This window comes from Aliiroseovarius sediminis, from assembly GCF_022678485.1.
Lineage (GTDB): Bacteria > Pseudomonadota > Alphaproteobacteria > Rhodobacterales > Rhodobacteraceae > Aliiroseovarius > Aliiroseovarius sediminis.
The window spans coordinates 18,264-30,536 of record NZ_JALBYP010000022.1 but is presented as its reverse complement, the minus strand read 5'-3'; the positions used below and the strand labels follow the sequence as shown (position 1 = coordinate 30,536).

Annotated in this window: 13 protein-coding genes; 5 read left to right on the top strand and 8 right to left on the bottom strand. The window is 61.1% G+C overall.

All coding sequences use genetic code 11. The features are described 5' to 3' along the window. Positions 1 to 68 precede the first annotated feature (68 nt). From MN186_RS04660 to MN186_RS04625, 8 genes are all read right to left on the bottom strand, one after another. A complete protein-coding gene (locus tag MN186_RS04660; protein ID WP_242112899.1) occupies positions 69 to 893 on the bottom strand; it encodes an ABC transporter substrate-binding protein in 825 nt (274 codons plus the stop codon). Positions 894 to 923: 30 nt separating this feature from the next. Continuing rightward, on the bottom strand, positions 924 to 1,718 hold the full coding sequence (locus MN186_RS04655) for an ABC transporter ATP-binding protein (RefSeq protein ID WP_242112896.1): 795 nt from the start codon (positions 1,716 to 1,718) through the stop codon (positions 924 to 926). Then, positions 1,711 to 2,418 carry an ABC transporter permease gene (locus tag MN186_RS04650; protein WP_242112893.1) on the bottom strand — a complete coding sequence of 236 codons (708 nt, stop codon included), beginning with the start codon at positions 2,416 to 2,418 and terminating at the stop codon, positions 1,711 to 1,713. Before MN186_RS04650 ends, MN186_RS04655 begins: the two co-directional genes overlap by 8 nt. 140 nt (positions 2,419 to 2,558) lie before the next feature. Next, positions 2,559 to 3,047 (bottom strand): DUF6505 family protein, encoded by a 489-nt coding sequence (locus tag MN186_RS04645; RefSeq protein ID WP_242112884.1) that lies wholly within the window; start codon positions 3,045 to 3,047, stop codon positions 2,559 to 2,561. Then, complete coding sequence (locus tag MN186_RS04640) at positions 3,044 to 3,748, bottom strand: biotin/lipoate--protein ligase family protein (RefSeq protein WP_242112879.1); 705 nt, start codon at positions 3,746 to 3,748, stop codon at positions 3,044 to 3,046. The genes MN186_RS04645 and MN186_RS04640 overlap by 4 nt, the downstream gene beginning before the upstream one ends. Then, on the bottom strand, positions 3,745 to 4,812 hold the full coding sequence (locus MN186_RS04635; protein WP_242112871.1) for an Mrp/NBP35 family ATP-binding protein: 1,068 nt from the start codon (positions 4,810 to 4,812) through the stop codon (positions 3,745 to 3,747). The genes MN186_RS04640 and MN186_RS04635 overlap by 4 nt, the downstream gene beginning before the upstream one ends. A 6-nt stretch (positions 4,813 to 4,818) precedes the next feature. Further along, positions 4,819 to 5,007 (bottom strand): DUF6494 family protein, encoded by a 189-nt coding sequence (locus tag MN186_RS04630; RefSeq protein WP_242112865.1) that lies wholly within the window; start codon positions 5,005 to 5,007, stop codon positions 4,819 to 4,821. A gap of 21 nt (positions 5,008 to 5,028) precedes the next feature. Then, positions 5,029 to 6,984: a 4Fe-4S binding protein gene (locus tag MN186_RS04625; RefSeq protein ID WP_242112857.1), complete on the bottom strand. Its 1,956-nt coding sequence runs from the start codon at positions 6,982 to 6,984 to the stop codon at positions 5,029 to 5,031. 141 nt (positions 6,985 to 7,125) lie between these two features. Between MN186_RS04625 and MN186_RS04620 the strand changes: the two genes are divergently transcribed. The 5 genes from MN186_RS04620 (at position 7,126) to MN186_RS04600 (ending at position 12,270) form a co-directional block, all read left to right on the top strand. Then, positions 7,126 to 7,722 carry a DUF3305 domain-containing protein gene (locus MN186_RS04620; protein WP_242112855.1) on the top strand — a complete coding sequence of 199 codons (597 nt, stop codon included), beginning with the start codon at positions 7,126 to 7,128 and terminating at the stop codon, positions 7,720 to 7,722. Beyond that, positions 7,722 to 8,312: a DUF3306 domain-containing protein gene (locus MN186_RS04615; RefSeq protein ID WP_242112854.1), complete on the top strand. Its 591-nt coding sequence runs from the start codon at positions 7,722 to 7,724 to the stop codon at positions 8,310 to 8,312. Before MN186_RS04620 ends, MN186_RS04615 begins: the two co-directional genes overlap by 1 nt. Further along, positions 8,309 to 8,929, top strand: coding sequence for a TorD/DmsD family molecular chaperone (locus MN186_RS04610; protein WP_242112850.1), 621 nt, complete (start codon positions 8,309 to 8,311; stop codon positions 8,927 to 8,929). Before MN186_RS04615 ends, MN186_RS04610 begins: the two co-directional genes overlap by 4 nt. Before the next feature lie 64 nt (positions 8,930 to 8,993). Beyond that, positions 8,994 to 9,188 (top strand): twin-arginine translocation pathway signal protein, encoded by a 195-nt coding sequence (locus MN186_RS04605; RefSeq protein ID WP_242112843.1) that lies wholly within the window; start codon positions 8,994 to 8,996, stop codon positions 9,186 to 9,188. 88 nt (positions 9,189 to 9,276) lie between these two features. Further along, on the top strand, positions 9,277 to 12,270 hold the full coding sequence (locus tag MN186_RS04600; RefSeq protein WP_242112836.1) for a formate dehydrogenase subunit alpha: 2,994 nt from the start codon (positions 9,277 to 9,279) through the stop codon (positions 12,268 to 12,270). Positions 12,271 to 12,273: the final 3 nt, after the last annotated feature.

Sequence of the window (12,273 nt, the reverse complement as noted above, 5' to 3'; positions counted from 1 at the left end):
AGACTCTTCCTTATTCACAAAAGGCGCGCCACAAGATGGGCGCGCCCGGTTGTCAGGGTGGTTTCAAGTCACTTCGCGTTCGGGAAGAACAATTGCTGATCGTCCACCTTGTAGGACGCGATCGCCTCTTGCCCTTCGTCCGACAGAACCCAGTCAACAAATTGCTGACCCAGATCGCCCTTCACGTTGGCGTGCATTTCCGGGTTCACCAGAATGATGCCGTATTGGTTGAACATCTTTTCGTCGCCTTCCACAGCGATCTGGTAATCCCCTTTGTTACCAAAGCTGATCCAGGTTGCGCGGTCTGTCATGATATAGGCATCCATTCCGGTCCCGGTGTTCAGCGTGGCACCCATGCCCGAGCCGGTTTCGCGATACCAACCGCCTGAAGCTGCCGCCACATCGACGCCCGCTTCGTTCCACAGGCTCAGCTCCGCCTTGTGGGTGCCGCTGTCATCCCCGCGCGATGCAAAGGGTGCCTCGGCTTCAGCAATCTTGGACAAGGCGGCGGCGACATCGGACATGCCTGCGACTTCTGCCGGGTCGGCGGGCGGGCCGACGATGACAAAGTCGTTATACATCACGTCGCTGCGGCTGACACCGTGACCGTCGGCGACGAATTTTTCTTCCGCTGGTTTGGCGTGGACAAACAGCACATCGCCATCGCCATTGGCGGCGTTCTTGATTGCCTGACCTGTACCCACGGCAACCACGCGCACTTCGACCCCCGTTTTGTCGGTGAACATCGGCAGAATATAATCGAACAAACCTGAGTTCTGGGTTGAGGTCGTGGATTGCACAACGATAAAATCGTCCTGCGCGGTGGCTGGGCCAGTCAGGCCAAGGGCTAGAAGGCCGGCGGTGGCAAAGCCAAGGAAACTGCGTCTAAACATTATCATACTCCTATTATGATTTTGGTTTCGTTAGGGTTTGGATGGAACAAGCAAGCGGCCCCCAAGCCACGCTTGGGCAGCTTCAGAGCTGGGGTGGTCCAGCACCTCCGCAACGGGGCCGGTTTCAGCCACCCGTCCGCCATGCAGAAAAATCAGATCGTCGCCCAGCCTGCGGGCTTGCCCTGCGTCGTGGGTAACGACGATGATTGTCGTCCCGCTTTCGCGTGCGTCCTGGACCATGTGTTCGATTGCTTGGGTCGAGGCCGGATCAAGGCTGGCGGTCGGCTCATCCAAAAACAACATGCGCGGCGTGCAGATCATGGCACGGGCCACGGCAAGGCGTTGTTGTTCGCCGCCCGACAGAACGCGGGCGGGCTTGTCTTTGAGCGCGTCTAGACGTGCCAGCGCAATCGTCTCGGCCTCGCGCGTTTTGCGTTCAGAGCCGCGCACGCCGCGTACCGACAGCGCAAACCGCAGATTTGCGGCCACCGACCGGCGCAGCATGACGGGGCGTTGAAACACCATCGCCTGTTGCTGGCGCGCGGTGGCGTCCAAGGGCTGACCTTGCCAGAGAACCTCGCCCGCGGTTGGGGTCAACAATCCGTGCAGAAGGCGCAGTAGCAAGCTTTTGCCGCTGCCGTTGGCGCCCATGATGACGGTGCAGCGACCGGGGTGGATATCCAGGTCGATCCCGTCGATCAGGCGGTGCCCTCCTGCGTCAAAACACAGGCCGCGCGCCTTCAATAACGGGGCCGAGGTGGCGGACCCTGCGCGCGCAGCAGGGCCACGCTTGCGTTCGCTTATGTTCACAACCGCCTCAGACATAGGCCGCCCTTGCCGCTGTGCCGCGAATGGCCATCAGAAGGCCGTTCACGATCACTGCGATGGTCAGAAGGATCATCCCCAACGCCAGCGCCAGTTGCAAATTGCCCTTCGAGGTTTCCAGCGCGATCGTTGTCGTCATCACACGCGTGACGTGGTTGATGTTGCCGCCAACGATGATGACCGCGCCCACCTCGGCAACCGCACGCCCAAACCCGGCCAGCGCCACGGTCAGCAAGCTGTAGCGCGCATCCCAAAGCAGCGCGCGCACTCGATCAAACGGGCCGACGCCAAGCGACGTGAACTGCTCGGAATATTCGTTGTAGAGGTCTTCGATCACCTGACGGGTCAGCGCGGCGACGATCGGTGTCACCAAGATGGTCTGCGCCACGACCATGGCCGTGGGGGTGTAAAGCAGCCCCAGAACACCCAAGGGACCAGCGGCTGACAGCATCAGATAGACCAGCAGGCCCACCACGACGGGCGGCAGGCCCATCATGGTGTTCATCGCCACGATCACACCTGTGCGCAGGGGGAAGCGGAACGCGCCGATCACTGCGCCCAGCGGAAACCCGATCAAACAGGCCGCTGCAACCGCGGATAGCGTTACACGCAAGGATAGCACAATGATCTCGATCACGTCGGGATCCCAAGCCAAGATCAGGCCCAACGCCTCGGTCAAGATTGCTGAAAAGCTCTCCATTTATGTATTTCCTCCCGCTCTTGGGAAATTTCGCACAAGAACACGCAAGAATCCATCCCCATTCCCGACAGGTTGAGAATGGCACTGACAACGGCGTCGGATCACATGGTCACAAATGGGTGTATTGGGGCGCTGACGCCTTAGGTCTGCGGGTCGTCCAGCGTGGCGTGGATGGCAAATTGCTCAAGCCCGGCGGCCTGCGCCTCGATCACGCGATAGGTTTCGCGCACACCGGCTTCGGTCAGGTCGCGCATCACGGTCAGCAGAGTGTTGGCTGCGTGTTCTTCGCACAGATCGGCCATCTGCGACAGTTCTTCCACGGCGACATGGCGCGCGACTTCAAATGATGGTGCGCCGTAGATGTCGACGAAATGCTGCGCCAGACGATCGGCCAGCATGTCATGCTCGGCGGGTTCGATCTGGGTGACAGCGACAAAGCTGACACGGCCGAAGGTCTCACACCCCATCCAGCCGTTGGAAAAGGCTTGGCGGGCCTTGCCGACCAGATCGGCCTCGCTCCAGTTTGAGAACTCAAACCCGCCGGAAATGCACCATTCACCGGTGCGGACCGGATTGTGAAAAACGCGAGTGTCGCTTTCGTCAAAATGGATCGCGCGGGCAAGTTTCATGTGGGCTCCGTCAACAGGGCGGTGAGGGGGATCAGACGGGATTGATCACCGGATTTCAACAAAAGTCCAAGGTCTTCATCAAGACCGACGAAGGTGCCACGCTGCCCGGCGACTGCCACTTCCGTATCGCGCCCGTGCGCCACGCCAAGCCAACTGGCGTGAAGGCGGGCCGATCCATCCTCGGCCCAGTCGTTTAGGGCGACAAGGGTGTGCCGAACCCATGCTTCAAGCAGCGTCACGGCGTCCACATCGCCACATCCTTCGGCATAAAGCGCGGTCGCGTCCGGTGTGTGCCCCGTGTCGTCCGAAGGTGGCCACAGGTCCAACGACAGGCCAACCACCAGCCAGTCGGGCACAGCATCCGGGTCGTGCCGGGACGCCGCGATTGTCAGCGCACCGCACCGCCCGCCATTCACGTAAATCCCGCCGTCCCAGCCCAGATGCACTGCAACCTCGGGCGGGGCAAGGGCGCCAAGGGCGTTTTGAAAGCCAAGCCCGCACAGCGGCAACATACAGGCGGCTTGGCGCAGCGGCACCTCGGGCGCGAACACGATGGCTGCGCGCAGGCGGTCATGGGCCAGATCATAGGTCACAAGCCCTGCGTCACACACCGCCTTCGCCTGCGCACAGGCCAGCGCAAACGGGTTCGCGCCGTCGGCATCAAACCCGGAGAACAAGGGGGGAAAGACCGGCTGCGTCATGCGTGACCGGCTGCGACCAGCTTTTGCGCCACCTCACGGAACGCCGCCGCCTGTGCGCTGTCGGGCTTGGATACGACGATCGGCGCACCGCCATCCGCCGCCGTCCGAATATCAAGATGCAGGGGGATTTCAGCGAGCAAGGGCACGCCCAGCTTGGCGGCTTCGCCGGCGACGCCGCCATGGCCGAACGTGTGTTCCTCGTGCCCGCATTGCGAGCAGATATGCGTCGACATATTCTCGATCATGCCGATGATGGATGTGCCAAGCTGGTTGAACATATCAATACCCTTGCGGGCATCCAGAAGCGCCACATCCTGCGGGGTCGACACGATGATCGCCCCGTCAAGCTGTGCTTTCTGGGCCAGCGTCATTTGCACATCACCCGTGCCGGGGGGCAAATCGACGATCAGCACATCCAAAGCGCCCCATTGCACCTGCGTCAGCATCTGCTGAAGCGCGCCCATCAGCATCGGCCCGCGCCAGACCACGGCTTGGTCGTCGTTGGTCATCAGCCCGATGGACATCATCGTGACGCCATAGTTGCGCATCGGCAGAATCGTTTTGCCATCGGGCGACGAGGGACGCCCCGACACCCCCAGCATCCGCGGCTGCGAGGGGCCATAGACATCGGCATCCAGCAAGCCTACGCGCCGCCCTTCGGCGGCCAGCGCACATGCCAGATTGGCCGAGATCGTGGATTTGCCGACGCCGCCCTTGCCCGATGCGATGGCGATGATGCGGTCGACGCCCGGGACTTTCTCTGGCCCGGCCGGTTCAGAACGTCGCCCCAAGCCCAGATCGGGCGGAGCGGCGGGTGCACTGTGTGCCGTCATCACAACCGACAGTTTTTTAACGCCGGGCAGGGCGCCGATCTTAGCCTCGGCTTCATCCTTCACTTTGGCATAGGCGTCGGCGTGGCTGCCGGTGGCCTCGATCACGAAGCGCACGGTGCCGTCCTCGACCGTCAGGGCCTTGATCACGCCGGCCTCGACCAATGGCGCACCACTGATCGGATCGGCCAGCGTGTTCAGCGCGGCCAGAACGTCGTCACGACCAATTGTCATGTCGGCTCAGCCTTTGATCTTGCCGGTCACGGTGTGTTCAAGGTCGACACCGTCGACGGTCAGAACCATGCGGGCCTCGTATTCCTTGCCCTCGGTGCCGTCGGCCTTGCGAAATGCCTCTTCGATGGCTTGTTGCGAGGTCACGCCAACCTGCTTGAGGAACTTGCGCATGGACATGTTGAAATCTTCGCTCATCTTTTTTCTCCTTGTTTAGGGTCAGTGATCTTTACGTTTTGATAAATAGTCTTCGGTGGTGCGCACACGCGGGCGTTCGCCCATCGTGAACGGGTTGTCTTGGGAATGAAACTGCGCCTTCACGCGACAATTGTCGCACATCTGAATCATGCGTACGGCGTCGGCGTTGGCAAACATGGCGTGATTGCCCGCAAGCTTTTCGGTGATGCGTTCGATCGTGGATTTGACGCCAAACAGGCTGCCGCATTCCACGCAGGCAAACGGCTCTTCTTCGTTCAGAACAGTCTGGGACAGTGCGGCGTCGGTCAGGTTTAGCTGTGGCTGCAAGGTGATCGCGTCTTCCGGGCAGACATGGGCGCACAATCCGCATTGCAGGCAGGCGTCTTCCTGAAAGCGCAGTTGCGGCTTGTCGGGATTGTCCACCAACGCCCCGGACGGGCAAAGCGACGCGCAGGCCAGACATAGCGTGCAGGCATCAGTGTCCACGATCACGGCGCCATAGGGTGCATGGTCGGGCAGGGGGATCATCTCGGCGTCGGGTTGCAGGGCTTTGGCAGCCAACCGGGTGATTTGGCGGCGTGACCCTTGCGGCAGGATCGGTGCCTCGACCCGGTTGGCGGGTGCGGCCCGGTCAAACAGGTGGTCCGACAGCGCGTCGGGGTCGGAAATATCCAGCAGCGTCACGCCGTCACCGGCCCCTATCGCGGCGGCCAGATCGGCCTGTGCCTGCAAGACATCGCGGTCACTTTTCGGGGCCAGCAGGATATCGACGTCTGCAAAGCCGCAGGCCAGGGTGGCCAGCATCTCGGCATGGCCGAACATGGCCAAGGCGTCGATCTCCAGCGGGATCACATGGGCGGGCAAACCGTTGCCAAAACGCGCGGTAAGGCGGATCATCTCGGCCCCGTGCGTGTCATGCACCAGAAGCGTCCCGGCCTGCCCACCAGCCTTGCGATAGGCAGAGGCAAGCGTGCTGATGCGTCGAAACACGTGATCGACAGGCGGTGCGTCATAGCTGATCGCGCCGGACGGGCAGACCGCGGAACACGCCCCGCACCCGGCACAGACCAGGGGGTCAATGCTGACATGTTCACCTGCGGGCAGAATGGCCCCGGTGGGGCAGACATTCAGGCAGTTCGAGCACGCAGGCTGTTCGGCGCGGGAATGCGCGCAGAGCGGTTCCTGCAACCGGATGTGAAGCGGCTTTTCGAAGGTGCCGACCATCTGGCTGGCGGCAAGCAGGGCATCGGCCACCGCAGGGATGCTGTGGGGGTCCGCGCGCAGGTATCCGTCGCGTTTGTCCGGGGCGGGAAACAGCGGGGTGTCGCCGGTCAGATCAAGGATCACATCACAGGTCGATTGTGCCCCATCGCGCGGATCGGTCAGCGACGGCGCCCCGCGCCCGCCGGGGATGACCTGCTGAAACGCGTCGATGCGGATCGAAAACTGGCCCAGCGTGCCTGACGCGCGGGCAAGCCGCCCCACGCATATGTCATAGCGCGACGTGACCGGAAGATCGCTTGCATCCGGCACAAGAACGGTGACTGCGAGCGTGTCCGCCAGCTTCTCGGCGGCCTCGAAGGCCGGGCCGGATGCCCCGATGATCAGGCACACGCCGTCCGAGGTGACATCAATTGTCTTGGGTGCGGGCGCAGGGCGCGCGGCATCTGCAACCAGTGCGGCCATCTTTGCGGTCGTGTCGGCGGTGTCTGCCGTCCACCCCGCGCGGTCGCGCAGGTCGACGAAATCCGGCACCGGCACGCCCAGATCGTCGGCAAGGTCTGCGAAGCGGGCGGCCTCTTGCTGGCAGGCGATCATCACCTCGCCGCCGGCCATCGCCTTGGCTGCGTGGTCTATTTGCCCATCACACAGCGATGTATGCAGGCGCGAACACTCAAGCCCTGTCGCCGCGCTTAGCGCATCGGCATCAATCGCTTGGGTGCCCAGACAATCGCAAATCAGCAGAGTTTTGTTCATTTCGCCCCCTCACCCTGCATAGGTAGGACGGAACGGCGCGGGATGAAAGGCGATCTATGCACATTCGCCGATCACATTTAATGCATGTCAGTCGACCTCCCCTTTCTTTTCACGTGTGTATCATTACAATTGGCGCTAGAGTTGAAAACGTCACAGCCAGCAGGTGCCAGCTTGTCTTTCGTCTTTCCCAATTCGCAATCCATCCCGCTTGGGGTCGTGATTCGCAAATCACCCGGTGTCACCCGGTGGGCGAAATGGGCGTGGCGTGCGGTGGACATGCTGCCCGGCGCGGGGCCTGCGTGCTGGACCGTTCTGCGCAGCGAAGGACAGGTGACGGAGTATCTTGCGGCGACCGTTCCGTTGCAACTCTATCCTTCGGATACCGAGGCCTATGTTCACGAACTTCAGACCCGCGAGCCGTCGATCTATGTTGTGCTGAGCCCTAATCCGTCACTGCCGGACACGCCTTGGATTGTGTCGCTGGCCACCGCTTCGCCTTACGAGGCACAGGATTACTGCGACTCGGATGAAGCTTTGGTGGAAAAGCTGCCGATGCCGGACGGGATGCGCGCGTGGATCGCGGATTTCGTGAATCAGCACCACGAGGAAGAAGTATTCGTGAAGCGCAAGCGCAAGAATATGAAAGTGGATGGCGACGAGGATGGTATCGGTGATCCGCGCATCGCACAGGATAGCGACGTTTATCGCGCACCGCGCCGCCGCCGTGAGGCATCGTGATGAGCAAGACAGCCACATTCTGGGACCGCCGCCGTGCCGCCGTTCAGGCCGAAGCAGAAGCCGAGGCACAGGCCCAAGCACAGGCCGCGCTTGAGGCGCAGACGCTTGCTGAGAAAAGCGACGATGACATCTTGGCCGAACTGGGTTTGCCGGACCCAGACACGCTTGTGAAAGGCGATGATTTTACCGCTTTCATGGCGAAAGCCGTGCCGGAACACATCCGCAAACGTGCTCTGCGCAAGCTTTGGCGCAGCAACCCGGTGCTCGCATGTGTTGACGGATTGAATGATTATGACGATGATTATCTGGCGGGCAGCTATGGCAACGCCGCGATTGCGACCAGTTATCAGGTTGGCAAGGGGTTGCTGGCGCATGTTCTGGAGTTAGATCGGGTGGCCGATGTAGTCGCGCCGCAAGACCAGTCGTCACCGCTTGACGAGGGTGATGAGCCGACCCGCACCAGTGACCAAGTCGATCAACAGGATTGGTCAGACACAACGACGCCTGAAACCGCGACGGAAGATGGGGCAGAACCTGACCACCAAAAGCCGCGCAGAATGGTGTTTAACTTCGACGGACACGACGCATGACCCTGACGCAAACACAACCCGAGATGATGGCCGAGATCACCGAAGAGGATCGGCTGCGCGCGGATCTTTACAACTATCTCGGGCTGATGCTGGCGGGTCCGCCGGACGAGATGTTGCTGGCGCAGACTGCGGGGCTTACAGGCGACACGTCGCCCCTGGGCCAGGCGATCGGCGGTCTGGCACGGGTGGCGAAAGTCACCAAGCCCAAAGCGGCGCAACGGGAATATGATGCGCTGTTCATCGGGCTGGGTCGGGGCGAGCTGCTGCCCTATGCCAGCTATTATATGACCGGATTTCTGAACGAAAAGCCGCTGGCCAATCTGCGCGCGGACATGGCGGCCCTTGGCATCACGCGGGCGCCCAATACGTTTGAGCCCGAGGACAATATCGCATCGTTGATGGAGATGATGGGCGGAATGATCGTGGGCCGGTTCGGCAACGCCGCCGATCTGCCGCGTCAACGGGCGTTTTTCAACAAACATATCGGGCCTTGGGCGCCGCATTTCTTCACCGATTTGCAAGGCGCGAAAGGATCGGTTCTTTATGCTTCTGTCGGCGCGGTTGGATCGGCGTTGCTGACCATCGAACAAGAAGCATTTCGCATGATGGCGGGCTGATCGCCTGCCGATGATCGGGCGGCGAGGGCGCCGCCACACGTAACGGGAGAAAGGGAGCATTCAAATGACGGACAAGAAACAGGGCACGACCCGCCGGAGTTTCCTGAAGATCGCGGGCACTGCTGTGCCGGGGGCTGTGGCCGCCGTCGCAACGGGCGCCACTGCGGCACAGGCCGAACCCGCTCAGGTCGATCTGTCATCGCAAGTGATGCAGGACACCGAACATACCCGCGCTTACCTTAAAAGCACCCGCTTTTAAGGTAAGCGCCACCCGCCCAAGCGTTGCATGGACGGGCAACCCACATTGATACCAAGATGCCTGCAGCGCAGATCCAGGGAGAATGATGATGCTTAGAAAAAAGACAAACGGAAGCGCGCGCCGAAGCGCGACACCGACCGCCACCCATACTGCCACCACGGTTGATCGCCGCAGTTTCCTGCGCGGATCGGGGCTTGCCATTGGCGGCTTGGCCGCTGTTGCCGCGACCGGCGGCACAGTTACACAAGCCACGGCGCAGACTGCGGCAGAACGGGCGATCGACATCAAGAAATCGGTCTGCACCCACTGCTCGGTCGGCTGCACGGTGATTGCCGAGGTCGATAATGGCGTCTGGATCGGGCAGGAGCCCGGCTTCGACAGCCCCTTCAACCTGGGTGCGCACTGTGCCAAGGGCGCTTCGGTGCGCGAACACGCCCATGGTGAACGTCGCTTGAAATACCCGATGAAGAAAGAGAACGGCGAATGGGTCCGGCTCAGCTGGGAACAGGCGATTAATGAAATCGGCGATGGCATGATGAGAATCCGCGACGAAAGCGGGCCGGATTCGGTCTATTGGCTGGGCTCGGCCAAGCACAGCAACGAACAGGCTTATCTGTTCCGCAAATTCGCGGCTTATTGGGGCACAAACAACGTCGACCACCAGGCGCGGATTTGCCACTCGACCACGGTGGCAGGTGTGGCGAACACATGGGGCTACGGCGCCATGACCAACAGCTACAACGATATCCATAACTCGAAGGCGATCTTCCTGATCGGCTCGAACCCCGCCGAAGCACACCCGGTGTCCTTGCTGCACTTGCTGAAAGCCAAGGAAGGAAACAACGCGCCGATGATCGTCTGCGATCCGCGCTTTACCCGCACGGCGGCCCATGCCGACGAATATGTGCGCTTCCGTCCGGGGTCGGACGTGGCGCTGGTATGGGGCATCTTGTGGCATATCTTCGAGAACAAGTGGGAAGATCAGGAGTTCATCCGCACCCGCGTTTGGGGCATGGACGAAATCCGCAACGAGGTAAAGAAGTGGACCCCCGAAGAGGTCGAGCGCGTGACCGGCACCCCCGGTGAGCAGCTTGAACGCGTGGCCCGCACGCTGGCCAACAACCGCCCCGGCACCGTCATTTGGTGCATGGGTGGCACCCAGCACAGCAACGGCAACAACAACACCCGCGCCTATTGCATCCTGCAACTGGCCCTTGGCAACATGGGTCGCGCCGGTGGTGGCACCAACATTTTCCGGGGCCATGACAACGTGCAGGGGGCGACGGATCTTGGGGTTCTGGCCGACACGCTGCCGGGCTATTACGGTCTGTCGGCTGGTTCATGGGCGCATTGGGCGCGCGTTTGGGAAGAAGATCTTGACTGGCTCAAGGGGCAGTTTTCCGATGCGTCGGTCGGCGATACGAAGATGATGAACCTGACCGGTATTCCTGTCAGCCGCTGGATCGACGGCGTGCTGGAGGACAAGGCCAATCTTGATCAGCCCGACAACACCCGTGCCATGGTCCTGTGGGGTCACGCGCCGAACTCGCAAACCCGCATGAAGGAAATGAAAACCGCGATGGAGCGGTTGGACATGCTGGTGGTCGTTGACCCGTATCCGACGGTCTCGGCGGTGATGCAGGATCGCACTGATGGTGTCTATCTTTTGCCGGCGGCAACGCAGTTTGAAACCCGCGGTTCGGTGACGGCTTCGAACCGGTCGCTGCAATGGCGTGAACAGATTATGGCTCCGTTGTTTGAATCGCTGCCCGATCACACGATCCTGGCGAAATTTGCCGAAAAATTCGGTTTCCATGACCGGATGTTCCGCAACATCGCGATTGACGAGGGCGGCGAGCCGAATGTTGAGGATCTGACACGCGAATTCAACCGCGGGATGTGGACGATCGGCTATACCGGTCAAAGCCCCGAGCGTTTGAAGAAGCACATGGCCAACCAGCACACGTTCGACAAAACGACCTTGCGCGCCAATGGCGGCCCTGCAGACGGTGATGTCTATGGTATGCCGTGGCCTTGTTGGGGTACGGCTGAAATGAACCATCCCGGCACACCTATCCTGTATGATATGTCGGTTCCGGTGGCTAAAGGCGGGCTGACATTCCGCGCCCGTTTCGGGGTGGAACGTGACGGTGACAACCTGCTGGCCGAAGGCGTCTATTCCGCTGGGTCCGAGATCAAGGATGGATACCCCGAATTCACCATGCAGATGCTGCGTGATCTGGGTTGGGACGGCGATCTGACGGACGAGGAACGCGCCAGCATCGACCGCGTGGCAGGCTTCCCCGATGGGGCGCCCCTGACGGCCGAGCCTGCAGATGACGGGGGCAATACCGAAGAAGTTGGCGAAACCTCGCAACAGGGCGAACTCCCTTCGGACTACATCACTAAGTCTGGCGGTGTGAACTGGAAAACCGACCTGTCTGGCGGTATCCAGCGGGTTGCCATCGCGCATGGTTGCGCGCCTTTCGGCAACGCCAAGGCCCGCGCTGTGGTCTGGACCTTCCCGGACCCCGTGCCGCTGCACCGCGAACCGCTTTATTCCAGCCGCCGCGATCTTGTGGCCGATTATCCGACCTATGAGGACAAGAAGTTCTGGCGCGTGCCGACGATGTACAGCTCGATCCAGAATAATGATTTCTCTGAGGATTATCCGATCATCCTGACCTCGGGTCGTCTGGTCGAATATGAAGGCGGGGGTGAAGAAACCCGTTCCAACCCGTGGCTTGCAGAGTTGCAGCAGGATATGTTCGTCGAAATCAATCCGCGCGATGCCAACAACCTTGGCGTCCGGGATGGCGAACAGGTCTGGGTTGAGGGGCCGGAAGGCGCCAAGGTCAAGGTGATGGCGATGCTGACGGAACGTGTCGGGGCCGGTGTGGCCTTCATGCCCTTCCATTTCGGCGGCCATTTCGAAGGCAAGGATTTGCGCGACAAATATCCCGAAGGGGCCGACCCCTATGTGCTGGGGGAATCCAGCAATACCGCGCAAACCTATGGCTATGACAGCGTAACCCAGATGCAAGAGACCAAAGCGACTCTCTGCAAAATCTGGACAGCATAAGAG